Genomic DNA, 26,889 nt, shown 5'->3' on the forward strand with positions numbered 1-26,889 from the left:
ATGAGTCATGGGATATATGACAATAGATGGAAGGAAGGTAGAGTTTACAGATGAGCCGAATGTACTTTCTGTCATCCGTAATGCAGATATAGATATACCGACACTCTGCTACCATTCAGAACTGTCTGTGTATGGAGCCTGTCGTTTGTGTACCGTAGAAGATGAGAGAGGAAAGACGTTTGCATCCTGTTCAGAACCGCCAAGAGATGGGATGGTCATTTACACGAATACTCCGCGTCTTATGAAATATCGTAAGATGATTCTGGAGCTTTTACTTGCTGCACATTGCAGAGACTGTACAACCTGTATCAAGAGTGGAGAATGTCAGCTTCAGGCGCTGGCACACCGTATGGGCGTCACAACCGTCCGATTTGAAAATACAAAAGAACAGTATCCACTGGATTTCAGTTCACCGTCAATCGTGCGTGACCCGAATAAATGTATTCTCTGTGGTGACTGTGTCCGTATGTGCGACAATGTACAGTCTGTTAATGCGATTGATTTTGCATACCGGGGAACAAAGGCTCTGGTAACACCGGCATTTAACAAAAAGATTGCAGAGACAGACTGCGTAAACTGTGGACAGTGCAGGGTTGTCTGTCCTACAGGTGCGATCAGTATCAATACCAATATCGAAGTGATCTGGGATTTTCTTGCAGATAAGAATACAAAGGTGATCGCACAGATCGCACCGGCAGTCCGGGTCGCAGTCGGCGATCAGTTCGGCCTTCCAAGAGGGGAAAATGTGATGGGAAAACTCGTCAATGTGTTGCACCGCCTTGGATTTGATGAAGTTTATGATACTTCTTATGGTGCAGACCTTACGGTGATCGAGGAATCTGAAGAGCTTCTTGAACGACTTGCATCCGGAGAAAATCTCCCATTATTTACATCCTGCTGTCCGGCATGGGTAAAATTCTGTGAGAACCGTTATCCGGATCTGGCAAAAAATCTGTCAACCTGCCGTTCACCGCAGCAGATGTTTGGTGCTGTGATCCGTGAATACTATAAGGATCCGGAAAAGAATGGTGGAAAGAGAATCGTTTCTGTATCGATCATGCCGTGTACTGCAAAGAAAGAAGAGATTTTAAGACCGGAATCTTCCACGAATGGAAAACAGGATATTGATTATGTACTGACTACAACAGAGCTGATTACAATGATCCGGAAATCCGGTATCCGCTTTGAAAATCTGGAGATCGAAGCATCCGATATGCCGTTTGGTATCGGATCTGGTGCAGGTGTGATTTTCGGAGTAACCGGTGGTGTGACAGAAGCCGTACTCAGGCGCCTTCGTGAAGGACATAACCGTGTGGAAATGGATAAGATCAAATTCAGTGGAGTTCGTGGAGAAGAAGGACTGAAAGAAGTAGAGTTTGATTACAACGGACGTACTATCCATGCAGCTGTTGTCAGTGGACTTGGAAATGCAGATGCGCTGATGAAGAAGATCCAGAAGGGCGAGGTACATTACGACTTTGTTGAGGTTATGGCATGCAGGCGCGGATGTATCATGGGTGGCGGACAGCCAGTCCCGGCAGGTCCGAGAAGCAGGATAGCCAGAAGCAAAGGCCTGTATGATACCGATATCAATACGCAGATTAAGAAGTCGAATGAGAATCCGCTGATCCTGTCATTATATGATGAACTTCTGAAAGGAAAGACCCACGAATTACTTCATCGTAATTTTGAGGCAGCGAAAAAATAAAATTGTACGAAAAAGAGTATAAGACAATGCAGTCGTCGATCTGGCGGCTGCATTGTCTTATTTCAGAGTATTTCCATACATTCACTGGCACTTTTTTCTCATTTCGATCCCCTTCGCTTTCTATATATAAATGAAGTAGGTCATGAAATTATGATAAACATATAGTCATTAAGGTGTCGATTTTGAAACAAAAACTTCCGGGATTTTTAATGGAGAGTTTGGAAAAAATAGGGAAATAAACCAGGAAAGATGACTCTTGTCAAGAAGAAACATATCTGTTATAGTGAGTAAGAATAAATAAAGAAACTTTTTCAGTGCTAGGCAGAAGAATTTCTGGTCGGCTTAAAAGGGAATCAGGTGAAAGTCCTGAGCGATCCGGTCACTGTAAATGAGGAGCAAAGCGGCGGCAAGCCATTGCATAAAAATGTGAGAAGGTGCAGCTTTGTTAAGATCCATAAGCCAGGAGACCTGCTGAAAGAGAGTAAATTGCTTCCGATGAAAGCGCGTTTACATACACAAAGAAATGATATCTTGCTTCATACTGAGTATGAAAGCAAGATTTTTGTGCTGCCATATATACGGAAAAGAGTTCCGGTGGCAGAGGATGTAGGTGAAGTCTGCTTTCAGGAAAAAGGAAGCAGATTTTTTTTGCATACGATGAGCCAAGTGCAGATTTATGCTTGCACGAGGAACTGAATTTGGCGAATGTACATCATCGAGCTGTCAAGCGACAAAAGATCAGGACATCAGGAGGAAGAGTTGGATTATGAAGAGGAATTCAAAACAGTTTCTTGCACTTTTCATGGCAGTTGCAATGTCGGTTACACCGGTTTCTTATGCTTACGCTGAGGACAGTGCAGTGGCAGGAGTAGAAAATACAGAATCAGGTCAGCAGACCGTAGAAGTAACAGACGGAAAAATCGGTGCGGCAGACGTAGCAGGTCAGCCGGCTGAAGAAGTGACTGGACAGGAAGAAGAAACGACTGCCGGACAGGGAACGGACGAGAATCAGAAGAGTCAGGAAGAGCCGAAAGCAGAAGAAAATGCGGCAACAGGGAATGTAACTGAGGCAGAGAAAAAAGAAGCGGGCGAAGACGGAAAGAGCGAAGAGAAGGCTGCAGAGGAGCAGAAGGTTAAGTCGGAAGAAACGGCGGAAAATGCCGGGGAAGTGAAGACGCAGGAAGCGAAAAATGTTACCAGTGATTTTGCAATGTTTAAGGTTGGATCGTCTTCTGTTGTAAAAGAAAATGATCACCTGAAAGTTTCGATAGAAACAGAGAGTAAAACTTACAATAAAATTTATATTGGAAGTAAAGCTGATACAGTTGAACGGAAAGAAGAAAAGGCGATAGTTGGAACAGGAACAGGCAACGGGTATTTATTTTCATTTGAACTTCCACTGTCAGCAGATGGAACGGATGTTGCCTTTGTACCGCATAGCCAAAAGAAAGGTTGGGTGAGTAAGAAAGAAGACGGAGATTACACGCTTCATATTTCATCGTCAGCAGAAAATAAAAAAGACGACACAGAAAATCCTGAACAGGGGGGTAATTCAGGAGAGAGCAAACCGGAAACCGGAAGTGGCGAAAACCAGAAACCGGGAAATGAGGACAAGAACGTACTGGATACTGGAAAGTATGTAGTAGATGTTGATGCAGCTTCAGCTAGTGGAATGTTTCGTGTAGTAAATTGCGTGCTGACATCTGTTGGTGGCAAGATGCAGGCAGATATTACACTTAGTGGAACGGGATACGATAAGTTATATATGGGAAGTAAGGAAGCTGCGGCAAGTGCTTCGGAAGATCAACTGATTGGGTATTCTGTAAATGCAGAAGGAAAACATGTATTTACAGTGCCAGTAGAAAGTATGGATACCGGAGTCCAGATTGCAGCACATGGATTCAATAGTGGTAACTGGTATGATCGTACATTAATATTCAAGACAGAAGGAATGACCAAATATGTTCAGGTAAGTGATGGCTCTTATAAAGCAAACGTAACTTCAAGTTCATCCATGTTTAAAGTTACGGATTGCATCTTAACATCAAAAAATGGGGAGATGACTGCAAAAATTACACTCAGTGGTACAGGATATGATTATCTGTATGTAGGAACAAGTGCAGAAGCAGCACTTGCAGATAAGTCCAAGTGGATTCCTTATGTTGTGGACAAAAATGGTATGTATACCTATACGATTCCGGTTTCTTTATTAGACACAGGAATTTCAGTGGCAGCATTTTCTCATAAAAAGCAAGTATGGTATGACCGTACCTTGACATTCGCCTCAGCAGGCATGAAGAATCTGAACAATAGCAATTCCACAAATGGAAATACTGGAAATAATGGCAACACCAACCAGGGAAATAACACCAGCCAGAACACCAACTTTGGAACCGGCACCACTTCCGGAGGCACAGGCACAAACCAGACCCCGGACAAAGAATCCAAATATGAGGCAGATTTAAATGGTGGAACTGCCCGTGTAAACAGTGCAACAACACTTGCAGACGGTGTCTATACACCGGATAAATTTTCCTGGTCAGGTGGAACCGGAAAGGTCAGTATCAGTTGTACCAAGATTACCGTGACAGGCGGTCAGGCATATGCTACCATTGTATTTAGCAGTGGTTCTTATGGCTATGTAAAGGCGAATGGAAATACCTATTATCCGACAGCAACCGGAAGTACGTCTACATTTGTCATTCCGGTAGAACTGAACAAGAACAATACGATCATCGGTATGACAACCAAGATGTCAACAGCGCATGAAATCAGCTATTCGATTTTCATTTACCTAAGTGCTGCAGCAAAAGCAGACGGAACTACAGTAAGTGGGGAGACCAATTTAAGTGCAGATACACTGGATGAGAAAGCGCCGGAAATCATGGGACTTTCTTATCAGTCTGAGACAAAGGTAGAGCATGCTAAGTACTTCAAGATCTATCATTATGATCAGGGAATCACTCTTTTAGAAATCGATCAGAGAAAAGATGAGGATACAAAAGAGACCAAGACAAAGGATACAAAAGAAGATACAGATTCCGGGCTGACACCGGCACAGGAAGAACAGCTTGCGCTTTACAAAGCAAAGATCGTCCGGTATCTGATCGTCCCGGAAGACGCAGAAATTCCGGCAGGTCTGGATAAAGAAATGATCGTGATCCAGAAGCCAAAGAAGTCTGCATATGTAGGTTCAGAGGAAGTACTGGAAATCCTGGATAAGCTGAATGCAACAGACCAGATTACATCAGTAGGGGTAAAACAGAAGAACTGTAAGGTAGAAGGCATTGCAAAAGCAATGAAAGCTAAGAAGATCATTTATGCAGGAACCTATAAGAAACCGGAAAATAAAAAACTGATGAAGAGTAAGTGTGATCTTGCAATCCTTTCCAATAAAATTCTTCCGGATGAAAAGAATGAGAAGAAAATGTCGGTAGAAGATCAGCAGAAGAGATACGAAGAGCTGGCAGAAAAATTTGTTCTTCTGGATGTTCCGATGATCGTTGACCGGTCAGCAGATGAGGAAAAGGATGATGCAAAAGCAGAGTGGAGCAAGGTTTACGAGGCAATTTTCGCGCAGACAGACAGTACAGATTCTTCTGCAAAAAACTAGGTAGATTCTTTTTTGGATACAGAGGTAGAAAATGAAAAAGAGAACGATGCGTCTGGGGTGCATTCTTTTGAGTACAGTGCTGCTTGGGACGGCAGCACTGACCGGATGCGGGCAGACGAAAAAGAATACAACAGATACAAAAAAAACAGAAAGCAGCAGTACGAAAGAAAGTGCCAAAGAAAAAAAAGGTCCGGAGATTGACGGACTCACTTATGAATCCGCGATGGATCTGGAATATGCCGAAGGTTTTCAGGTATATTACTACAAAGACGGCTATAAGATGATCGATATCAAAGACGATGCAAAATTTCTGGTCGTCCCGGAAAATCAGGATGTGCCGGATGGAGCCGAGGAGGATTACGTGATCCTTCAGCAGCCGCTGGATCATATTTATCTTGCGGCGACATCTGCAATGGCACTTTTTAATGCGATCGATTCTCTGGATAATATCACAATGACAGGTACCCAGGCTTCCGGATGGTATATTGAAAATGCAGTCAAAGCGATGGATGACGGGAAAATAAAATTTGCAGGGAAATACAGTGAACCGGATTATGAGATGCTGGTGGACGAAGACTGTGATCTTGCCATCGAATCGACCATGATCCTTCACACACCGAAGGTACAGGAGATGATTGAATCTCTGGATATCCCGGTGATGATCGACCGGTCCAGCTATGAATCGCATCCTCTAGGAAGAACTGAATGGATCAAACTTTATGCAGCAATGCTGAATAAAGAAGATGCAGCGGATGCATTTTTTGAAAAGCAGGTGGAAAATGTCGATGCGCTCAAAGATTTTAAGAATACCGAGAAGACAGTTGCATTTTTCTATGTAAGCAGTGACGGAACGGTGGTAGTAAGAAGAAGTGATGATTATATTCCGAAAATGATCGAACTTTCCGGTGGAAGATATGTATTCGATGATCTGACTGGCGATGACAGTAATACTTCAGCAGTAAAACTTACAATGGAAGAATTTTACGCACAGGCGGCGGATGCAGATTATCTGATTTATAATTCAAGTATCGATAATCCAATCAACAGTGTAAAAGATCTGGAAGAAAAAGATGCACTTTTTTCTGATTTCAAAGCAGTCAAAGAAGGAAATGTATGGTGTACCGGTAAATATCTGTATCAGGCAACCGATATCGTTGGGGAACTGATCACGGATATGAATCTGATGCTGACAGGCGGCGATGAAAGCAAGATGACATTTTTATACCATGTAAAATAGAAAACGGAGAAGAAAATGGGACAGGCAGGAATGAAAAATAACTGGAAAAGGAATACAAGATATATGGGAGTCTTTGCGGTGCTGGCAGCAGTTTTTTGCATGATTGTAGTGCTGAACATCAATACCGGAAATGTACAGATCTCGGTTCCTGAGATTTTACGGATTCTGTTTCTGAAAAAAGGAACACAGGTGCAGATGAATATTATCTGGAAAATCCGTCTTCCGCGTGTCCTGATGGCAGGGATTCTGGGAGGGGCACTTGCCCTTTCCGGATTTTTATTGCAGACATTTTTTTCCAACCCGATCGCAGGACCGTATGTACTGGGGATTTCTTCGGGTGCAAAGATGATGGTCGCTCTGGCGATGATCATCTTTTTAAAATATTACACTTTGGTATCATCTTATATACTGATCATTGCAGCATTTATCGGATCTATGCTTTCAATTGGATTTATCCTGCTTCTTGCAAGAAAAATCCGGAATATGGCAACTCTTCTGGTTGGCGGAATCATGATCGGTTATATCTGCTCGGCAGTAACTGATTTTGTAGTGACTTTTGCGGAGGATTCAGATATCGTGAATCTGCATGGCTGGTCACAGGGAAGCTTTTCCGGTATGAGCTGGAGCAATGTAAAGGTAGCAGCGCTTATGGTAGGAATCACACTGATCCTTACCTTTTTCCTGTCAAAGCCGATCGGAGCGTATCAGCTGGGGGAAATGTATGCGCAGAGTATGGGGGTCAATATCCGTGTGTTCCGGGTGCTTCTGATTCTGCTTTCCAGTGTATTTTCCGCATGTGTGACCGCATTTGCAGGACCGATTTCATTCGTTGGAATCGCAGTTCCGTACTTGATCAAGCATCTTCTCGGGACGGCAAAACCGCTGGTTGTGATACCGGCAACATTCCTTGGCGGGGCGGTGTTCTGTATGGGATGTGATCTGATCGCGCGTATGGCATTTGCACCACTGGAGCTGAATATCAGTACCGTGACTTCGATCTTTGGTGCACCGATCGTAATTTTCATGATGATAAAAGGAAGAAAAGGGAAATAAATATGAGTGAGAACTATTTTCAGATGAAAGATCTTTCTGTCGGATATCATGGAAATGTACTGATCCATGATATCTGTACAGAGATTAAAAAAGGTGAGATATTGACACTGATTGGACCAAACGGTTCCGGGAAATCTACGATTTTAAAAAGTATTACCAAACAGCTTACGCTCATTGGAGGTAAGGTGACGATCGGTGAAAAGAATCTGAAAGACTTATCTTACAAAGAGCTTGCAACGAAGATGGCAGTGGTGCTGACACAGCGGGCAAAGCCGGAGCTGATGACCTGCTATGAGGTCGTAGCAGCAGGGCGGTATCCTTATACAGGACGGCTCGGGATATTAACGCGAGAAGATGAGAAAAAGACACAGGAAGCACTGGAAATTGTCCATGCAACAGAATACGCAGAAAAAAGTTTTGAGGCGATCAGTGACGGGCAGAGACAGCGGATCCTTCTGGCAAGAGCGATCTGTCAGGAACCGGAGGTACTGATCCTGGATGAACCCACTTCTTTTCTGGATATCCGTTATAAGCTGGAGTTGCTTACTATTTTGAAAAATATGGCGAAAGAAAAGCAGATCACGGTCATTATGTCACTTCATGAGATCGATCTGGCGCAGAAGATCTCGGATAAGATCCTTTGCGTTAAAGGAGATACGATTTTCGGTTATGGAGAGCCAGAGGCGATTTTTAAAGAAGATTTTATCCAGAAACTTTATGAGATCGACAACGGGCATTTTGATCCTGTGTTCGGAAGTGTGGAGCTTGCAAAGGCGGAGGGAGAGGCAGAAGTATTTGTGATCTCTTCCGGAGGCAGTGGAATCCCTGTTTACCGGAACCTTCAGAAAGCAAAGATTCCATTTTCGGCAGGAATCCTGTATACTAATGATATTGACTATCATCTGGCAGAACATCTGGCAGTCAGCGTAATCGAAGAAGAGCCATTTGAACCGGTAAGCGATCGTGCATTTGAACGGGCAAAGCAGATGATCAGGCAGTGTAAAAAGGTGATAAATGCAGGAATTGTGATTGGGACAACCAACCGGAAGATAAAAGAACTGCTTGTATTTGCAGAAGAAATGGGAAAGCTGGAATCATATGAAAAATAGACTTTTGCACATTTACTGTGGAGATGGAAAAGGAAAGACGACGGCGGCAACGGGGCTTGCAGTTCGCGCAGCTGGAAGTGGTATGCGGGTTCTGTTTGCCCGTTTTTTAAAAAATGAATTTTCGGGAGAATTGAAGATCCTGGATCGGATCCCGGAGATCGAGGTACTTCATCTTGAAAAAAGCTATGGATTTTTTAAGACACTTTCCGAAAAGGAACAGGAAGAAGTCCGAGAGATGTATGGCAGGCTGTGGAATACGATCCTAGGGAAAATCAGTACAGGGGATTATGATATGCTTGTGATTGATGAATTTATGGCGGCATACCGGTATGGACTGATCCCGAATAAAGAGGCGGTGCAGTTCTTAAAAGACAGACCGGACAATCTGGAAGTGGTTCTGACCGGACGGGATCCGTCAGATGAGCTTCTGGAGCTGGCAGATTATATTTCGGAAGTAAAGATGGTACGGCATCCTTTTGAAAAAGGAATCCGGGCAAGGAAAGGCATCGAATACTAAGGAGACGAAATGGAAATGGACAAGATGCAGGTCGTGTGGAAAAATCAAAAAGAACTGCGGTGTGGATACACAACAGGAAGCTGTGCTGCGGCAGCAGCAAAGGCGGCAGCGGCAATGCTCTTTTCCGGGGAGGAAATCCGCCAGGTATCTCTTATGACGCCGAAAGGGATCGAACTGTATCTGGAAGTAGAAAAGATCCAAAGAGAAAATGAATCTGTCAGCTGTGCCATTCAGAAGGACAGCGGAGATGACCCGGATGTGACGAACGGGATCTTCGTTTACGCCAAGGTCACGAAAAAAAGGGAAAAAGGAGTGACCTTAGATGGTGGGATCGGAGTAGGGCGGTTCACCCGGAAGGTGCTGGAGCAGGAAGCCGGGGAAGCGGCGATCAATAAGGTTCCGCGGCAGATGATCCGGGAAGCGGTGCAAAGCCAGATTGAGAAATATGACTGGGATGGTGGCGCAGACGTTCTGGTCTATGTTCCGCAGGGCGTGGAGATCGCGAAGAAAACGTTTAATCCAAGACTTGGGATCGAAGGTGGGATTTCGGTACTCGGAACCTCAGGAATCGTAGAACCGATGAGTGAACAGGCACTGACGCAGACTATTTTCCTGGAAATGAAGATGCTTCGTGATGAAGGTCACCGGTATTGTTATCTGACACCGGGAAATTATGGAAATGATTTTTTAAGGCAGACACTTGGGTACGACCAGGAGCTTGCGGTGAAATGCAGCAATTATATCGGGGATGCGATTGATGACGGCGTGCGGCTGAAGATGGACGGACTGCTGCTTGTAGGACATATCGGAAAGCTGGTCAAGATCGCTGCAGGTGTAATGAATACTCATTCCAGACAGGCGGATGCAAGAATGGAAGTGCTTGCCGTCCATGCGGCAATGGCAGGGGCAGACCGGGAGACAGTCTGTGCTCTGATGAAGTGTTTTACGACGAAGGAAGCATTGGATATTCTGGAAGAAAGAGGACTTTTGGAAGAGACGATGCGGACCGTGATGGAGAAGATCGAGTATCATTTGGCGAAGCGTGCCGGCGAGAAGATGAAGGTCGGGGCGCTGATGTTTTCGGATGAGCTCGGGGTTCTTGGAAAGACATCTCTTGTGGACAAACTGAGGGAAAAGATCGGATAGGTAGAAAGGTATGACAAAAAATGGCAGGAAGATTTGACCTTGCGGGTGTAGGTCCGGGAGATCCGGAACTGATGACGATAAAGACAATTCGTGCGATTAAAGCGTGTCAGGTATTGGTACTTCCAATTGGCAGTCCGGAGTTAAAGAAACCGGAACTGGAAGAGGGGGAAGAAGAGACATTTGCAAAAGAATGTCTGGCATATCGGATTGCGTGTGAGGCAGAGCCGGAGACGAAAAAGAAGCTGCGGCTGTATCTTCCCATGCCAATGATCAAGGAAAAAAAGCTACTGAAAGAGATACACGATGCGGGTGCAAGAAAGGCGTCAGAGCTTCTGGAGAAAGGAAAGAATCTGGTTTTTCTGACGATTGGAGATCCGACCGTGTATTCGACAGGAATTTATATTTATAAAAGACTGAAAAAGATGGGATATCAGGGGGAAATCTTTTCCGGGATTCCGTCTTTTTGTGCTGCGGCAGCAAGGCTGGAGATCTCGCTTGTGGAGAACCGGCAGGAGCTGCATGTTCTTCCGGTGTCCTATGGAATTGAAGAAAAGTTGAAGCTTCCGGGGACGAAGGTTCTTATGAAGACCGGGAAAAAGATGGCGCAGGTCAAAGCTGTTCTGAAAGAGGAAGGACAGCAGGCGAAAATGGTCATGAACTGCGGAATGGATGGAGAAAAAATTTACAAATGCACAGAAGAAATACCGGAAGATGCAGGATATTTTTCGATTGTAATAGCAAAGGAGAAAGAAAAATGATTCATTTTGTTGGAGCAGGAAGCGGTGCTGTGGATCTGATCACAGTACGGGGGCAGAAGCTTTTGAAGGAAGCAGATATAGTGGTGTATGCCGGTTCACTGGTAAATCCGGAGCTTCTTAAGAATTGTCAGAAGGACTGTCAGATCTACAACAGTGCGAAGATGACGCTGGAAGAAGTGATGGAAGTGATGATTTCCGGAGAGAAGCAGGAGAAAAAAGTCGTCCGGCTGCATACGGGTGATCCGTGTCTGTATGGTGCGATCAAAGAGCAGATGGATCTGCTGGAAAAGGAGAATATTTCTTATAAAGTGTGCCCGGGAGTCAGCTCCTTTTGCGGAGCGGCATCTGCACTGAATGCAGAATATACTCTTCCTGGGATTTCACAGTCTGTGGTGATCACACGGATGGCAGGAAGAACACCGGTTCCGGAAAAAGAATCCATTGAAAGCTTCGCTGCGCACCAGGCAACAATGGTAATCTTTTTAAGTACCGGGATGCTGGAAGAACTGTCGAAGCGTCTGATCGAAGGCGGTTATCAGCCGGAGACTCCGGCAGCGATCGTCTACAAGGCAACCTGGGAGGATGAAAAGGTGTGCAGATGTAAAGTGAAAGATCTTGCGGTGACAGCAAAGGAGAATGGAATTACAAAGACAGCACTGATCGTGGTTGGTGAGGTGCTTGGCGGAGAGTATGAACGGTCACTTTTATATCATCCGGAGTTTACAACAGAGTTCAGGCAGGGCAAAGGAAAAGAAGGTGCAGGAAATGTGTAAAATTGGAAAAGTCTATGTAATCGGTCTTGGACCGGGTGCTGAGAAAGAAATGACATACCAGGCGTCCACGGCACTGGAAAAAAGTGAGGTTATTATCGGGTATACCGTATATACGGGACTGATACGGGAAAGGTTTCCGGATAAAAAGTACCTTTCCACACCAATGCGGCAGGAAGTGATCCGCTGTGAGATGGCAATGGATGAGGCGATGAAAGGAAGAACGGTAGCTATGGTATGCAGTGGGGATGCCGGAATTTACGGAATGGCAGGTCTGCTCTATGAGATGGGACAGGGCTACCCGGAGGTGGAGCTGGAGGTCGTGCCGGGGATCACGGCGGCAAATGGCGGTGCGGCAGTTCTTGGTGCACCTCTGATGCATGATTTTGCAGTGATCAGTCTGAGTGATCTTCTGACACCGTGGGAGAAGATTGAAAAGAGGATCCGCGGAGCTGCGATGGCGGATTTTGTGATCTGTCTGTATAATCCGTCCAGCCGGAAACGGGCAGATTACCTGAAAAAGGCATGTGAGTATATCCTGGAGTACCAGAGCCCGGATACAGTCTGCGGTTATGTGCGGAACATCGGACGTGAAGGCGAAGATGCACATATTCTGACACTTTCTGAGCTGAAGGATACGGAGGTCGATATGTTTACAACCGTTTATATCGGCAACAGCCAGACGAGAAATGTGGATGGGAAAATGGTGACACCGAGAGGCTATCGATTGGAGGAATAACTGTGGAAAACCGAAAATGCCAGGTAAATCTTGCCGGGATCGGGATGGGAAGCAAAGGAACGCTTACGGAAGAGGTCAGAAAGATCATTGCGGAAAGTGATGTACTGATCGGAGCTACGCGGATGCTGGAAGGATTCCGGGAAAAAAAGAAATGCTGCTATGCAGAGTATCTGCCGGAAAAAATCAGAGCAATCCTGGATGAGCAGGAGGAAAAGACCAGATGTACGGTGCTGTTTTCCGGGGATACCGGATTTTACAGCGGGGCAAAAAAGCTGGCGGATATTCTGAAAAAAGACGGATATGAAGTACAGATTTTTCCGGGGATTTCATCTGTAATCTATCTTGCGGCAAAGCTTGGAAAAAGCTGGGAGGATGCAAAGATTCTCAGCATGCATGGAAGAAGTCAGAATTTTATCCATGTAGTTGCAAACCATGAAAAGACATTTCTGATCCTTGGGAAAAGTGCGGGAAAAGAGATCTGCGAAAAACTGAAATATTACCATCTGGAACAAGTAACCGTTTCGGTTGGAAATCATTTGTCTTATCCGGATGAAGAGATTGTGATCAAAAAAGGAAACGAGCTTCAGGAAGAAGATTTTGGTGATCTTACCACTATTCTGATTGAGAATCCAAAGCCGGAAAAGAGAACAGGAATTCATCTTGCAGATGAGGAGCTGATCCGTGGAAGTGTTCCGATGACGAAGGAGGAAGTGCGGACAGTCAGCATTGCAAAATTGAAGCTTACAAAGAATGCAGTAATATATGATGTGGGGGCCGGAACCGGTTCAGTGTCTATAGAGGCTGCTCTTCAAGGAGAGAATCTCCGCGTTTATGCAATAGAGAAGAATCCGGAGGGTGCAGAACTGATCAGGAAGAATATGCAGAAATTCCGGGCAGACCAGATTCAGGTTATAGAAGGAGTTGCACCGGAGGCACTGGAAGCACTGGAAATGCCGACCCATGCTTTTATCGGAGGCAGTACAGGACAGTTAAAAGAAATTATTCAGTGCATAAAGAAAAAAAATCCGGACGTCCGTATCGTGATCAATGCAATTTCGCTGGAAACCGTGAAGGAAGCGATGGAGGCGATGGAGGAAGGACTGCTTGCAGATCCGGAAATCATACAACTGAATGTGGCAAAGTCAAAGAAACTTGGAAGATATCACATGATGACCGGGTTAAATCCGATTTATATTATTTCAGACGGAGGAGATATAGAATGAAAATTCCCGGAATTGTAATCGCGGCATCTGCCAGTGGGAGTGGAAAGACAGCGGTGACAATGGCAATGATGAAAGCATTTAAAAATACCGGAAAGAAGGTACGCGCCTGCAAATGCGGACCGGATTATATTGATCCTATGTTTCACTGGGAGGTGCTGGGAATTGATTCCGAGAACCTGGATCTGTATTTTTGTGACCGGGAGCGCTTGAAAGAGCGGTTTATGCATCATGCGGAAGGCGCGGAGCTTGTGGTGACAGAAGGTGTGATGGGGTACTATGACGGGATCAGTCTGGATTCGGATGAGGCAAGTACTTATGACGTTGCGAGAACCCTGGGACTTCCGGTAATCCTGGTTGTTCCGGCAAGAGGTATGGCATCGACAATCCTGGCAGTATTGAAGGGAATGATTGAATACCGGAATGACAGTAATATCCGGGGAATCATTCTGAACCGGATTTCCCCGATGCTGTATCCGAAGATGAAGAAGATGATCGAAGAGGGATTGCAGACAATGGGATTCCAGGTTCAGGTGGTTGGTTATGTGCCGGAGGAGGATGCTTTTCATCTGGAGAGTCGGCATCTGGGACTGATGCTTCCGGAGGAAATAGGGAACCTGGGAAAACAGATTGACCGGGCAGCAGAGATTCTGACAGAGACACTTGATATGGAATCGGTGCTGAAAATTGCCTGGGAAGCAAAAGAAATGGAGTATCATCCGGTGAAGGCAAAACAGGAAGCAGCCGGACGAAAAGTGCGTATCGGCGTAGCGCGTGACTTGGCCTTTTGTTTCTATTACAAGGATAATATGGAGCTTTTAAAAGAGCTTGGATGTGAGATCATTCCGTTTAGTCCTTTGGAGGATACAAGGCTTCCGGAACATTTAGACGGACTTTTATTTGGTGGTGGATATCCGGAACTTTGTGCGAAACATCTGGCAGAAAACAGAGCTATGCGAAAAGATGTAAGAAAGCAGATTGAAAATGGAATTCCATGTATTGCGGAATGTGGAGGATTTCTATATTTGGCAGAAGAGCTGGAAGGGGAAGATGGAAAGCACTATCCGATGGTGGGGGTACTTCCGGGAAAAGGGATCAAAAAAGGGCGACTTACCAGATTCGGATACATTGAGCTGACTGCGGAAATGAACGGAGTGTATATGAAAAAGGGAGAGAAGATCCGGGCGCATGAGTTCCATTATTGGGATTCTACGGAAAACGGAGAGGATACACTTGCCGTAAAGCCGGATGGTGTGAGAAAATGGCAGGCTGTTCATATGAAGGGGAATCTGTTTGCGGGATTTCCGCATTTATACTTTTATTCCAACCCCAAAGTGGCCAGACGCTTTGTAGAAGCGTGTAGAACCTACAGAAGCAAGTAAAAAGCTGACAAAGACAAATCGAAAAGACAGGAGATTAGACTTACAGATGGAAGAGACCAGATGGAAAGAGAAAATAAAACCACTTGATGAAAATGCAATGGAAGAGGCGCGGGCGCACTGGATGACGGTAGGGAAGCCGCTGTTTAGTCTGGGAAGTCTGGAGGATGCGGTGATCCAGATTGCCGGGATTAAGGGGACTTCAGATTTTGAACTGCGAAAGCGCGGGCTGATCATTATGTGCGCGGACAACGGTGTGGTAGAAGAAGGCGTGACACAGACCGGACAGGAAGTAACGGCAATCGTGGCGGATAACTTTACAAGAGGAGAGACAAGCGTCTGCATCATGGCAGAAGAGGCAAAGGTAGATCTTTTCCCGGTGGATGTAGGAATGGCAACAGATGTGCCGTCTGTGACAAAGAAAGAATACAAAGTGATGTATGGCACACACAATTTTGCAAAAGAAGCGGCGATGACAAGAGAAGAGGCAGTTGCGGCGATAGAAGTTGGGATTCAGATGGTAAAGAAGTGTGCCGAAGCGGGATACGAAATTCTTGCGACAGGTGAAATGGGAATTGGAAATACAACGACCAGCAGTGCGGTTGTCTCTGTATTGCTCGGAGAGGATCCGAAGGTCATGACAGGAAAGGGGGCAGGTCTGACGAAAAAAGGTCTGCAAAAGAAGGTACAGGTCATCCGGGAAGCGGTTGAGCGGATGCAGCCGGATAAAACAGATGCGATCGATGTACTTTCTAAGGTTGGAGGACTTGACATAGCAGGACTTGCAGGTGTATATCTCGGTGGGGCGATCTACCGGATTCCGGTGCTGATAGATGGCTTTATTTCTGCAGTGGCTGCACTTGTGGCAGTACGGCTGGTTCCGGAATGTGCAGGATATATTTTACCATCCCATTTGTCTGATGAACCTGCGTCAAGAAAGATTTTAGATGCTTTAGAAAAAAAACCATTTCTTACATGTGGCATGTGTCTGGGGGAAGGAACAGGAGCAGTGGCAGCGATGCCGCTTCTTGAGATGGGACTTCAGGTGTACCGTAAAATGGGAACTTTTGATGATATTCACGTAGAGCAGTATGAAGTACTGGATGGGAAGGACGAAAGATGAAATTTTTAGAACCGATGATCGTTGCGTTTTCTATGTATTCAAAAATACCGATGCCGCGCATTGAGTGGAACAAGGAAAATATGAAATATACGATGTGTTTCTTTCCGCTGATCGGTGTTGTGACCGGAGTACTCATTTATCTGGCAGGAATGTTTCTTGATGGAAATATTTTTCCGAAAGTAAACAGTGGAAGACTGATGTTTGCTGCGGTTATGACATTGATACCGGTTTTTGTAAGTGGAGGGATCCATCTGGATGGATTTATGGATACGATGGATGCACTTGGATCCTGGGGAGATAAAGAAAAGAAACTGGAAATCCTGAAAGATTCGCATAACGGTGCTTTTGCGGTCATCGGAATCTGCTGTTATTTTACCGTAAGCCTTGGCGTATGGAGTGAAATCCGGACGGAGATGCTTCCGGTAGTAGCAGCAGGATATGTAATTTCAAGAGCGCTCAGTGGGATTGCTGTAGTGACATTTCCGGCAGCAAGAGGAAGCGGTCTTGTAAAGACTTTCCAGGATGGAGCACAGAAAAAGGCAGTAAGGATCACAATGATTGTATACCTGATCCTGGCGGCAGTATATTTGTATTTCTGTTCGCCGGTTGGTATGGTGGTACTTCTTATAATTGCAGGAGTAGTATTTGGATATTATTACCGGATGAGCAGGAAACAGTTTGGAGGTGTTACCGGGGATCTGGCGGGATACTTTCTGCAGATTTGTGAGCTGGCATTATTAGTTGGGGGATTGATTGTGCAGGGAATCAAATGAAAAGCAGGGAATCAAATGAAAAGCAGGGAATCAAATGAAAAGCAGGGAATCAAATGAAAAGCAGAGAAAGGAAGAGGAGATGTATAGAAGATGGAAATCGAGCTGATTCGGCATTTTGCGACGGAAGGGAATTTGGAGAAGCGGTATATTGGGGTGACAGATGAAGAAATAAAGGCAGAGTTCGTTCTGGAGCATACTCTGAAAAAAGAAGAAAATGGACGTGAGGAGTGGAAGCCGGAGCTTGTGATTGTCAGTCCGCTCAGGAGGTGCAGGCAGACGGCAGAGATTCTTTTTCCGGGAGCAGAGCAGGTTGTCTGTGAGCAGATGCGGGAATGTGATTTTGGCCTTTTTGAGGGGAAGAATTATCAGGAGCTGACTGGGAATCCAAAGTATCAGAGCTGGATTGATTCTGGAGGTACAAAGGCATTTCCGGGAGGAGAAGATCCGATGGAGTTCCGGAAACGGTGTGTCTGCGGATTTGAACAGATGATGGAAAAGATGATAAAGGGAAAAAGAAAGAAGATTGCCTTTGTGGTTCATGGGGGGACGATCATGTCGGTGATGGAAGCATTTGATCCGGAAAAGAAAGAATTTTATCACTGGCAGGTGAAAAACGGAAAAGGTTTTCATTTTCAAATTGAGGAAGAAAAATGGCAGCAGGGAAAGAGACAGTTTGAGGAGATTGAGGAAATATGAGTTCTTTGATGGCATGTATAGCAGGAATGGCGCTGGATGCGATTTTCGGGGATCCGGTATGGCTTTACCACCCGGTACGGATCATTGGAAACTGGATTTCGATACTGGAAAAGTGGCTGCGCGGATTTTGTAAAAATGATGAGAAAAAAGAAAGAATCGCAGGATGTGTTTTATGGTTTGGTGTGGTGATCGCATCGGTCGGAATTCCGTGGGGACTTTTGTATCTTGTCGGAAAGGTCAGCTTCTGGCTTCAATTTGCACTGGAAACTTTCTGGTGTTATCAGCTTCTTGCCGGAAAATGCCTGAAAGATGAAAGCAGGAAGGTTTATGTACGGCTCGTAAACCACAATCTGGAGGGGGCAAGACATGCGGTATCGATGATCGTGGGGAGAGATACCGGAAATCTTTCTGAGGCCGGAGTGACAAAGGCAGCGGTAGAAACGGTAGCCGAAAATACATCGGACGGAGTGATCGCACCGCTCATTTTTATGCTGATCGGTGGGGCACCACTTGGATTTTTTTATAAGGCTGTTAATACAATGGATTCTATGGTAGGATATAAGAATGAAAAGTATTTACATTTTGGTCGGTTTGCGGCTAAAATGGATGATGTATGGAATTATATTCCGTCCAGGATATCAGCACTTCTGATGATCGCAAGTGCATGGATTTTCCGGATGGATTATAAAAGGGCGTGGGCAGTCTGGAAAAGAGACAGGCGAAAGCATGCCAGCCCGAATTCCGCGCAGACAGAAGCGGTATGTGCAGGTGCACTTCAGGTGCAGCTTGCGGGAGATGCCTATTATTTTGGAAAATTATATCCGAAAGAGACAATCGGAGATGATGTGCGTCCTATCGAGCCGGAAGATATTTTAAGAGCCGGTAATCTAATGGACGGAACAGCACTTCTGACACTTCTTGTCTTTGGATTACTGAAATATTGTATGATACTGATGTAAGGGGAATAAAAGGTTATGGAATATGTACATGGTGGAGATATTTATACACACAAAGGAATGACAGATTTTTCTGTGAATCTGAATCCGTTCGGACCTGGAAGAGCTGTAGTGGAAGCGGCAAGAAAGTCAATAGACCAAATTGGAAATTATCCGGATGCCAGCTGCAGGAAACTGAAAAGTGCTCTGGCGAAAAGACTGGAAGTTCCGGCTGAGCATATTATCTGTGGAAATGGAGCGGCAGATCTGATTTTTACGGCAGTACTTGCGGACTGCCCAAGGAAAGCGCTGATACCGGTTCCTGCATTTGCGGAATATGAACAGGCACTGCGTGCGACCGGGTGCGAGATCTGTTATTATAAGAAAAGAGAAGCGACTGGTTTTCAACTGGAAGAAGATTTTCTGGATCTTCTGAATGAAGATATTGATATGGTATTTTTGTGTTCACCGGATAATCCGACCGGAAAGCTGATCGACCGGAGTATGCTTTGGAAGATTCTTGCAAGATGCGAGACTTACGGAATCCGGATGGTATTGGATGAATGTTTTATTGATTTCGCGGAAAATGCAGCTACGGCATCCATTCTTGCAGATACTAAGAGATGGAGAACGTTATTTATCCTCCGTTCACTGACTAAGATGCACGCGATTCCGGGAATCCGTATCGGGTATGCCGTTACTTCGGATATGGAATTTCTGGAGAAGATGGAACAGTCCAGACAGCCATGGAGCGTATCGATACCGGCACAGGCGGCAGGCATGGCATCTTTAAAAGAGCGGATGCGTGTGAAACGGACCTGTGATTTTACGAACCGTGAAAGAATCTGGATGGAAAATGAATTAGACAAGCTTGGAATTACCCATTATCCGTCAGATGCCAATTTCATTCTGATGCGAAGCGGTATAAATTTATATGAGAAACTGAAAAAACAGAAGATCCTGGTTCGGGATTGCAGCAATTACAAAGGTCTCGGAGAAGGATATTATCGTGTTTGTATGCGGCAGAGAGGAGACAACCAGAAACTGATCGATGCGCTGGGAGAAATTCTCTATGCAGGTCAGGGAGAATTTTAATATGGCAAAGTCGATTATGATTCAGGGAACCATGTCAAATGTCGGAAAGAGCCTTCTTGCGGGAGGGCTCTGTCGTGTTTTAAAGGAAGATGGAATCAAGGTTGCACCATTTAAGTCACAGAACATGGCACTCAATTCTTTTATCACGGCAGATGGTCTGGAAATGGGACGCGCACAGGTCATGCAGGCAGAAGCTGCTATGATCCGGCCGGAAGTTTATATGAACCCGATTCTTTTAAAACCGACCTCCGATGTAGGAAGTCAGGTAATTGTAAACGGAGAAGTTGCGGGAGTCATGCCGGCGATGGAATATTTCCGTAAAAAGAAAGAATATATTCCGGCTATTTTAGAAGCTTATCATAAACTGGAAGAAAAGTATGATGTGATCGTCATTGAAGGCGCGGGAAGTCCGGCAGAAATAAACCTTAAGCAGAATGATATTGTCAACATGGGACTTGCTGAGCTGGTGGATGCACCGGTTCTTCTTGCCGGAGACATTGACCGTGGTGGTGTGTTTGCGCAGATCGTCGGGACGGTTATGCTGTTGGAAGAAAAAGAGCGGGCAAGGATCAAAGGTACGGTGATCAATAAGTTCCGCGGGGATGTGAAAATTCTGGAGCCAGGTATCAGGATGCTGGAGGAGCGGACAAAGATACCGGTATGTGGCGTGATGCCATATATTTATGCGGATATTGATGATGAGGATAGTCTGTCAGAAAGGTTTGAGCGGAAAGAAAAGGCGGCACTTCTGGATATTGCAGTGATCCGTCTGCCGCGTATTTCCAATTTCACAGATTTTGCGGTACTGGAATGCAGGGAAGAAGTTTCGCTTCGGTATGTGTCAAAGGCAGGAGATTTCGGGAATCCAGATCTGGTAATTCTGCCGGGAAGTAAAAATACGATGGAAGACCTGTTGTGGCTTCGTCAGAGCGGACTGGAAGGGAAAGTGCTGCGCCATGCCTCATCAGGGAAACCGGTATTTGGTATCTGTGGCGGTTACCAGATGCTTGGAGAAGAGATCCTTGATCCGGAAGGGGTAGAACGTGGTGGAACCATAAAAGCAATGGGACTGCTTCCTGCAGTTACTGTATTTGAAAATACCAAGAGAAGAACCCGTGTTACCGGAAGGTTCGGAGAAGTTAACGGAATCTTAAAAGCAATGTCCGGTGCAAAGCTGGATGGATATGAGATCCATATGGGGGAAACTATTTTTTCTGATAAAGATGCTGCAGATCATAAGATGATGGTACAGATCTGTGATCAGGTGACAGGTGAGAGCCGGTGGGACGGAGCGCAGAAGAAGAATGTGTACGGCTGCTATGTACATGGGATTTTTGATGACCGGGAAGTAGCGGATGCACTGATCGGGGCACTTCTGGAAGAAAAAGGATACGGCGAGGAAGCCATGCACTCCATGGACTACCATGCTTACAAAGAGAAGCAGTATCAGATTCTTGCAAATGCAGTTCGTGAGAATATGGATATGAAGAAAATATATGAGATTATCGAGAAGGGAAATGCAGCAGAATGTTTCATCTGATCACAGGTGGCAGTGGAAGTGGTAAATCCGAATATGCAGAGCAGAAGCTTATGGAATATGCCAGCCATTCAAAAAGAAACAAAAAACGCTACTATATAGCAACTATGATACCTTTCGGGAAGGAAACGGAAGAGAAAATTGCACGTCACAGAAAACTTCGTGCGGGCAAAGGGTTTGAAACAATCGAATGCTATACGGATCTTAAAAAAGCTGCAGAAATCCTGCAGACAAAAGAGACAGGAAGTGTTCTCCTGGAATGTATGTCCAATCTTGTGGCAAATGAAATGTACGATCCGTCAGGAGCAGGTGAAAATGCAGAAGAGTCCATTCTGGCGGGGATCCATAAGCTGCAGAAGGTCAGTGATGATCTGGTAGTTGTTACAAATGAAGTATTTTCAGACAGCATGACAGATAATCCGGAGATGGAAGAATATCTGAAGCTTCTCGGAAAGCTAAATCTTCGGATGGGAGAGAGGGCAGATCTGGTGACAGAAGTTGTGTACGGAATTCCGGTTGAAAGGAAAGATATAAAAAAATGAAAATGATAATCGGCGGTGCATATCAGGGGAAGCTTGCGTATGCAAAAAAGCAGAACCCATACATTCATTGGACGGATGGGGAACTATGTGAAGGAGATAATATTTTTGAGGCAGAAGGAGTCTTTCATTTTGAAAAATATATCCAGAGCATGATAAAAAAAGAAAACTGGTCGGAAAAAGAAGCAATTGATTTCGCATCGAAACTAACAAAAAAGTGTCCGGATATTGTAATTGTGACACAGGAGATCGGCTATGGTCTGGTTCCGGTAGACGCATTTGATCGCAGATACAGGGAACTGACCGGAAGGATCTGTACCGTACTTGCGGCAAATTCAGATCAGGTAGACCGGGTAGTATGCGGGATCGGTGTGACGATCAAAGGAGGAAATATCAAGTGAAGATAGAACTGGAAAATGTAAAACCTGCAGAAATAGAAAAACGCAGTTTTGAGATCATAACAGAAGAACTGGGTGATACGCATCTGATCCCCGGAACAGAACCGATCGTCAAACGCTGTATCCATACAAGCGCAGATTTTGATTATGCCAAGAACCTGATGTTTTCAGAAGGTGCAGTAGAAAAAGCGCTGGATGCTATCCGAAATGGTGCAGTCATTGTAACCGATACCCAGATGGGAAAAGCAGGTATCAACAAACGGAAGCTTGCAGAATACGGAAGCGAAGTTCTTTGCTTCATGTCCGATGAAGATGTAGCAGAAACTGCCAAAAAGAACGGAACCACGCGTGCCGTTGCAAGCATGGAAAAAGCAGCCACCCTCGATAAAAAAATCATCTTTGCCATCGGAAATGCCCCGACAGCCCTTGTAAGACTCTATGAACTGATCCAGGATGGCAAATTAACCCCAGAACTCATCATCGGAGTTCCTGTAGGATTTGTAAATGTTGTCCAGTCTAAAGAGTTAATCCTTTCACTGAAAGACACACCATATATCGTGGCAAGAGGCAGAAAAGGTGGCAGCAATATTGCTGCATGTATCTGCAATGCACTATTGTATATGTTGTAGATAGATAAGATGTTGGGGTCAAAAGGTATTTTGCCCCCTTTGATACCAGATTGCTACGTGCGTTTTGCATCGGTTTTCTGACCTTTTGCCCCTGGTATCTATATAATAAACAACCCTTATTTAATGAGGTTTTTGCATTCTAACTGTCTTTGCGATAATCAAAAAATTAACTATATTGTCAGAAAATAGACACAATTCAGTATTGAATTCTGACCTGTACTCTGCTATTATAATCGTATGCTAGTTGAAGGACAGCAGGAAGGAGAAATTGATTATGGGATTTTTAACAGGAAAGACTGCAATTATCACAGGCGGCGGAAGAGCTGTATTAAGTGATGGAAGCTGCGGATCTATTGGATATGGAATTGCAACAGCTTACGCAAAAGAAGGAGCGAATCTGGTAATTACCGGGCGTAATGTAAAGAAACTCGAAGATGCCAAAGAAGAACTGGAGAGACTCTATGGTATCAAAGTATTACCTGTACAGGCTGATGTCAGCGCGGGGGCTGATAATGAAGCAACAGTACAGAACGTAGTAAAGCAGGCAATTGATACATTCGGAAGAATTGATGTCCTGATCAATAATGCACAGGCATCCGCATCTGGTGTTACGATCGCAGATCATACAACAGACCAGTTCAATCTGGCAATGTATTCCGGCGTATATGCGGTATTCTATTATATGCAGGCATGTTATCCGTATCTGAAAGAGACAAAGGGATCTGTTATCAACTTTGCTTCAGGTGCCGGACTTTTCGGAAATTACGGACAGTGCGCATATGCAGCGGCAAAAGAAGGAATCCGTGGACTTTCCAGAGTAGCTGCAACAGAGTGGGGACCAGATGGAATCAATGTCAATATCGTATGCCCGCTCGCATGGACAGCACAGCTTGAGAATTTCCAGAAAGCTTATCCGGAAGCATTCAAGGCAAATGTAAAGATGCCGCCGGCTGGACATTACGGAGATGTAGAAAAAGAAATCGGACGTGCATGCGTACAGCTTGCATCACCGGATTTCAAATATATGAACGGAGAGACGATCACCTTAGAAGGTGGAATGGGACAGAGACCTTAAGAAAAATCCATAAAAGCCAAAGGGAGTGCCTGTGCGTTTTTTGAATCGTACAGTCGCTCTCTTTTTATTTCATAGGGAATTCCGAAGAAACTTCCTATGAAATAAAAGGCACTACGTGCCGGAGATGCGCACTCTTTTTAGCTTCTCCGTCTTGACATCTTTAAAAACGTCATTCAAAATAAGAACGGAAAGAAAATTTAAATCATTTAATCGAGGCTAAAAAGATATGAAAGCAGTTATTTTTGATATGGACGGTGTTCTGATCAACACAGAACCATTACACTATCGTTGCTGGAAAGAAATTTTAAAAGAGAAGAACGGAATCGATCTTGACTATGAGGTTTACCTTCCGTGTATCGGTTCTACCCGTGGATTCTTCATGGATTTGATCAATGAGAATTATGGGCCGGTTTTTGATGATGTGGATAAGATGAATGCGCTCATGAAAGAGAAAAAAGCGCAGATTACAGAGGCAGAAGGATTTCCGGAGATGCCGGGAATTAAAGAAGCATTGAAGCAGTTAAAAGACGAAGGATATCTGCTTGCAGTAGCGTCTTCCTCTCCGGCTTATGCGATCAAAGATGCATTAAAGTCTCTGGATATGGAGAAATATTTTACAGTGGTCATGAGTGGAGATTATGTAGAGCATCCAAAACCGGCACCGGATACTTTCCTTGTAACGGCAGAGAAACTGGGAATGGAGCCGGAGGACTGTCTGGTAGTAGAGGATTCGACTAACGGTGGAGGAGCTGCCAGAGCAGCCGGTATGAAATGTATCTGGTTCCACAACCCGGATTCCGGAAGGCAGGATATCCCGGATGCGGTACTGGAATTTCCGGCATGGACCAGCGAAAATGTAGAAAAAATGCTGAAAATATTAGGAAAAGAGGGAGAGTAAAGATGAGAATAAGAACAGCAGATCTGAGTGATCTGAAAGAAATTGCCCGTGTGGAGGCAGCGTGTTTCCCGGCAGCAGAAGCGGCAACAGAAGAAGAATTTGAAAAGAGACTTACTTTTTATAAAGATCATTTCTGGCTGATGTTTGAAGAAGAGAAGTTGATCGCCTTCGTGGACGGTATGGTGACGAATCAGGAAGATCTGACAGACGAAATGTATGAAAAAGCGGAAATGCATGATGAAAAAGGTGACTGGCAGATGATTTTTGGTGTAAATACGCTGCCGTCTTACCGGAAACATGGATATGCAGGAGAATTGATCAAAAGAGCGATTACAGATGCAAAAGAGCAGGGAAGAAAGGGACTTGTCCTTACCTGCAAGGACCGGCTGATATCTTATTATGCCAGGTTTGGATTCAAAAATGAAGGTGTCTCAGAATCAGTACATGGAAACGTGGTCTGGAATCAGATGAGACTTACATTTGATGAAGGGCTGGGTGAATAATGTGAAAAAAAATAAGTTTGAAATTGATATGTGCAACGGCTCCATCATGGACAAGCTGATCTCTTTTTCACTGCCGCTTATGGTTTCCGGAATTCTGCAGCTTGCGTTTAATGCAGTGGATATCATCGTGGTAGGAAGATTCTCCGGGAGTCAGGCACTTGCCGCAGTCGGCTCCACAACAGCACTGATTAATGTGTTTACGAACCTGTTTATCGGAATTTCACTTGGTGCCAATGTTCTTGCAGCCAGATTTTATGCAGCGGGCAAAGACCGGGAGATGTCGGAAACAGTACATACTTCGATCACACTTGCGCTGATCAGTGGAATTATGATGGCAGTTATCGGGGTGCTTCTTGCAAAGTGGGCACTTGAAATTATGGGAACGCCGGATGATGTGATCGGGCAGTCTGCCTTATATATGCGGATCTATTTTATGGGAATGCCATTTTTTATGTTATATAACTATGGGGCGGCCATTTTAAGGGCGATTGGTGATACAAAAAGGCCATTGATCTTCCTGATCATTTCCGGAATTGCAAATGCCGCGCTGAACATGATACTGGTTATTCTTTTTCATATGGGAGTTGCCGGGGTTGCAATTGGAACAATTATTTCACAGCTGATTTCCTGTGTGCTGGTACTGACCTGTCTGTACCGGTCGGAAGGAAGTTATCAGCTTCGTTTCTCCAAACTGAAGATCAATGGTGCCTACATGGAACAGATTTTCCAGGTGGGAGTTCCGGCGGGAATCCAGAGTACGGTCATCAATTTGTCCAATGCACTGTTGCAGTCCTCGGTTAATTCATTTGGATCGATTGCGATGGCAGGCTATACAGCAGCGAACAATATGCTTGGGTTCCTTTATATGTCAGTGAATTCGATAACTCAGGCATGTATGAGTTTTACCAGTCAGAATTATGGTGTCGGTAAGCTGAAACGAATGGATAAGGTGCTGCGTGACTGTGCGATTCTGTCTATATCGATCGCGGTAGTGCTTGGTGGTCTTGCCTATTGCTTCGGACCGCAGATTCTGACAATTTATACTTCAGATCCAAAGGTTATCAACTGCGGAATGGAAATCCTGGCGTATACATCGATCACTTATTTCCTGTGTGGGATCATGGATTTGTTTCCGGGTGCGCTTCGTGGAATGGGATATTCAGCAGTCCCGATGGTGCTTTCAGTGATCGGAACGGTGGGAACAAGAATTGTGTGGGTATTTGGAATTTTTCCGAACCACAGATCTTTATCCGTACTTTTTGTATCCTATCCGGTGTCATGGATCCTTACCATTGTACTTCAGGTCGTGTGCTTCTATTTTGTGAGAAAAAGGGTACATCAGAAAGAAAAAAGATTGTTATAAACAGAACGAAATTGTGAAAATCGACAGTAGGGCATTGTGAAAAACAGACAGATTTATCTGTCTGTTTTTGTATATA

At 44.8% G+C, this 26,889-nt stretch carries 25 protein-coding genes and 1 riboswitch; all 25 genes read left to right on the forward strand.

All coding sequences use genetic code 11. The annotated features are described in order from the left end of the window. Positions 1 to 7: 7 nt before the first annotated feature. The 25 genes from NQ556_RS04820 (at position 8) to NQ556_RS04940 (ending at position 26,813) form a co-directional block, all read left to right on the forward strand. Positions 8 to 1,708 (forward strand): [FeFe] hydrogenase, group A, encoded by a 1,701-nt coding sequence (locus tag NQ556_RS04820; protein ID WP_022220741.1) that lies wholly within the window; start codon positions 8 to 10, stop codon positions 1,706 to 1,708. Positions 1,709 to 2,003: 295 nt separating this feature from the next. Continuing rightward, positions 2,004 to 2,198, forward strand: a riboswitch (cobalamin riboswitch). A 276-nt stretch (positions 2,199 to 2,474) separates the two neighbouring features. Continuing rightward, positions 2,475 to 5,321 carry a putative sodium/potassium/calcium exchanger gene (locus tag NQ556_RS04825; RefSeq protein WP_022220740.1) on the forward strand — a complete coding sequence of 949 codons (2,847 nt, stop codon included), beginning with the start codon at positions 2,475 to 2,477 and terminating at the stop codon, positions 5,319 to 5,321. Between the two features lie 31 nt (positions 5,322 to 5,352). Next, a complete protein-coding gene (locus tag NQ556_RS04830) occupies positions 5,353 to 6,558 on the forward strand; it encodes an ABC transporter substrate-binding protein (RefSeq protein WP_022220739.1) in 1,206 nt (401 codons plus the stop codon). A 15-nt stretch (positions 6,559 to 6,573) separates the two neighbouring features. Next, positions 6,574 to 7,611 carry a FecCD family ABC transporter permease gene (locus NQ556_RS04835; protein WP_008371797.1) on the forward strand — a complete coding sequence of 346 codons (1,038 nt, stop codon included), beginning with the start codon at positions 6,574 to 6,576 and terminating at the stop codon, positions 7,609 to 7,611. A 2-nt stretch (positions 7,612 to 7,613) separates the two neighbouring features. Then, on the forward strand, positions 7,614 to 8,720 hold the full coding sequence (locus NQ556_RS04840; RefSeq protein WP_008371796.1) for an ABC transporter ATP-binding protein: 1,107 nt from the start codon (positions 7,614 to 7,616) through the stop codon (positions 8,718 to 8,720). Continuing rightward, positions 8,710 to 9,237: a cob(I)yrinic acid a,c-diamide adenosyltransferase gene (locus NQ556_RS04845; protein WP_022220738.1), complete on the forward strand. Its 528-nt coding sequence runs from the start codon at positions 8,710 to 8,712 to the stop codon at positions 9,235 to 9,237. Before NQ556_RS04840 ends, NQ556_RS04845 begins: the two co-directional genes overlap by 11 nt. A gap of 9 nt (positions 9,238 to 9,246) precedes the next feature. Further along, on the forward strand, positions 9,247 to 10,383 hold the full coding sequence (gene cbiD, locus NQ556_RS04850; protein WP_008371791.1) for a cobalt-precorrin-5B (C(1))-methyltransferase CbiD: 1,137 nt from the start codon (positions 9,247 to 9,249) through the stop codon (positions 10,381 to 10,383). Positions 10,384 to 10,403: 20 nt separating this feature from the next. Then, on the forward strand, positions 10,404 to 11,141 hold the full coding sequence (locus NQ556_RS04855; protein ID WP_008371790.1) for a precorrin-2 C(20)-methyltransferase: 738 nt from the start codon (positions 10,404 to 10,406) through the stop codon (positions 11,139 to 11,141). Continuing rightward, complete coding sequence (cobM, locus tag NQ556_RS04860; protein WP_008371787.1) at positions 11,138 to 11,914, forward strand: precorrin-4 C(11)-methyltransferase; 777 nt, start codon at positions 11,138 to 11,140, stop codon at positions 11,912 to 11,914. Before NQ556_RS04855 ends, cobM begins: the two co-directional genes overlap by 4 nt. Position 11,915: 1 nt before the next feature. After that, positions 11,916 to 12,650, forward strand: coding sequence for a precorrin-3B C(17)-methyltransferase (gene cobJ, locus NQ556_RS04865; RefSeq protein ID WP_044998960.1), 735 nt, complete (start codon positions 11,916 to 11,918; stop codon positions 12,648 to 12,650). Between the two features lie 2 nt (positions 12,651 to 12,652). Continuing rightward, a complete protein-coding gene (locus NQ556_RS04870) occupies positions 12,653 to 13,873 on the forward strand; it encodes a bifunctional cobalt-precorrin-7 (C(5))-methyltransferase/cobalt-precorrin-6B (C(15))-methyltransferase (RefSeq protein ID WP_022220737.1) in 1,221 nt (406 codons plus the stop codon). Next, positions 13,870 to 15,252 (forward strand): cobyrinate a,c-diamide synthase, encoded by a 1,383-nt coding sequence (locus NQ556_RS04875; RefSeq protein ID WP_044998958.1) that lies wholly within the window; start codon positions 13,870 to 13,872, stop codon positions 15,250 to 15,252. Before NQ556_RS04870 ends, NQ556_RS04875 begins: the two co-directional genes overlap by 4 nt. Positions 15,253 to 15,298: 46 nt before the next feature. Then, positions 15,299 to 16,372, forward strand: coding sequence for a nicotinate-nucleotide--dimethylbenzimidazole phosphoribosyltransferase (gene cobT / locus NQ556_RS04880; RefSeq protein ID WP_008371782.1), 1,074 nt, complete (start codon positions 15,299 to 15,301; stop codon positions 16,370 to 16,372). After that, the gene (locus NQ556_RS04885; protein ID WP_022220735.1) at positions 16,369 to 17,145 is read left to right on the forward strand and encodes an adenosylcobinamide-GDP ribazoletransferase; all 777 of its coding nucleotides are present in this window, start codon (positions 16,369 to 16,371) and stop codon (positions 17,143 to 17,145) included. The genes cobT and NQ556_RS04885 overlap by 4 nt, the downstream gene beginning before the upstream one ends. Before the next feature lie 90 nt (positions 17,146 to 17,235). Then, positions 17,236 to 17,841, forward strand: a complete 606-nt coding sequence (locus NQ556_RS04890; protein ID WP_022220734.1) for a histidine phosphatase family protein — start codon at positions 17,236 to 17,238, stop codon at positions 17,839 to 17,841. Continuing rightward, positions 17,838 to 18,800, forward strand: coding sequence for an adenosylcobinamide-phosphate synthase CbiB (cbiB, locus tag NQ556_RS04895; RefSeq protein WP_008371777.1), 963 nt, complete (start codon positions 17,838 to 17,840; stop codon positions 18,798 to 18,800). The genes NQ556_RS04890 and cbiB overlap by 4 nt, the downstream gene beginning before the upstream one ends. 15 nt (positions 18,801 to 18,815) lie before the next feature. Further along, complete coding sequence (locus NQ556_RS04900) at positions 18,816 to 19,871, forward strand: pyridoxal phosphate-dependent aminotransferase (RefSeq protein WP_008371775.1); 1,056 nt, start codon at positions 18,816 to 18,818, stop codon at positions 19,869 to 19,871. Between the two features lies 1 nt (position 19,872). Further along, positions 19,873 to 21,411, forward strand: a complete 1,539-nt coding sequence (locus tag NQ556_RS04905) for a cobyric acid synthase (RefSeq protein ID WP_055246593.1) — start codon at positions 19,873 to 19,875, stop codon at positions 21,409 to 21,411. Beyond that, positions 21,399 to 21,950 carry a bifunctional adenosylcobinamide kinase/adenosylcobinamide-phosphate guanylyltransferase gene (locus NQ556_RS04910; RefSeq protein WP_008371769.1) on the forward strand — a complete coding sequence of 184 codons (552 nt, stop codon included), beginning with the start codon at positions 21,399 to 21,401 and terminating at the stop codon, positions 21,948 to 21,950. The genes NQ556_RS04905 and NQ556_RS04910 overlap by 13 nt, the downstream gene beginning before the upstream one ends. Next, on the forward strand, positions 21,947 to 22,348 hold the full coding sequence (locus tag NQ556_RS04915) for a bifunctional adenosylcobinamide kinase/adenosylcobinamide-phosphate guanylyltransferase (RefSeq protein WP_008371768.1): 402 nt from the start codon (positions 21,947 to 21,949) through the stop codon (positions 22,346 to 22,348). The genes NQ556_RS04910 and NQ556_RS04915 overlap by 4 nt, the downstream gene beginning before the upstream one ends. After that, entirely contained in the window at positions 22,345 to 22,974 is a 630-nt protein-coding gene (locus NQ556_RS04920) for a precorrin-8X methylmutase (RefSeq protein WP_022220732.1), read from the forward strand. The genes NQ556_RS04915 and NQ556_RS04920 overlap by 4 nt, the downstream gene beginning before the upstream one ends. Before the next feature lie 274 nt (positions 22,975 to 23,248). Next, on the forward strand, positions 23,249 to 24,049 hold the full coding sequence (locus NQ556_RS04925; protein ID WP_044998928.1) for an SDR family NAD(P)-dependent oxidoreductase: 801 nt from the start codon (positions 23,249 to 23,251) through the stop codon (positions 24,047 to 24,049). Between the two features lie 226 nt (positions 24,050 to 24,275). Further along, positions 24,276 to 24,947, forward strand: a complete 672-nt coding sequence (locus NQ556_RS04930) for an HAD family hydrolase (protein WP_008371759.1) — start codon at positions 24,276 to 24,278, stop codon at positions 24,945 to 24,947. 2 nt (positions 24,948 to 24,949) lie between these two features. Then, a complete protein-coding gene (locus tag NQ556_RS04935) occupies positions 24,950 to 25,450 on the forward strand; it encodes a GNAT family N-acetyltransferase (protein ID WP_008371757.1) in 501 nt (166 codons plus the stop codon). After that, positions 25,431 to 26,813, forward strand: coding sequence for an MATE family efflux transporter (locus tag NQ556_RS04940; RefSeq protein ID WP_008371755.1), 1,383 nt, complete (start codon positions 25,431 to 25,433; stop codon positions 26,811 to 26,813). Before NQ556_RS04935 ends, NQ556_RS04940 begins: the two co-directional genes overlap by 20 nt. Positions 26,814 to 26,889: the final 76 nt, after the last annotated feature.

Origin of the sequence: Coprococcus comes ATCC 27758 (assembly GCF_025149785.1) — a bacterium.
In the GTDB taxonomy this organism is placed as follows: domain Bacteria; phylum Bacillota; class Clostridia; order Lachnospirales; family Lachnospiraceae; genus Allocoprococcus; species Allocoprococcus comes.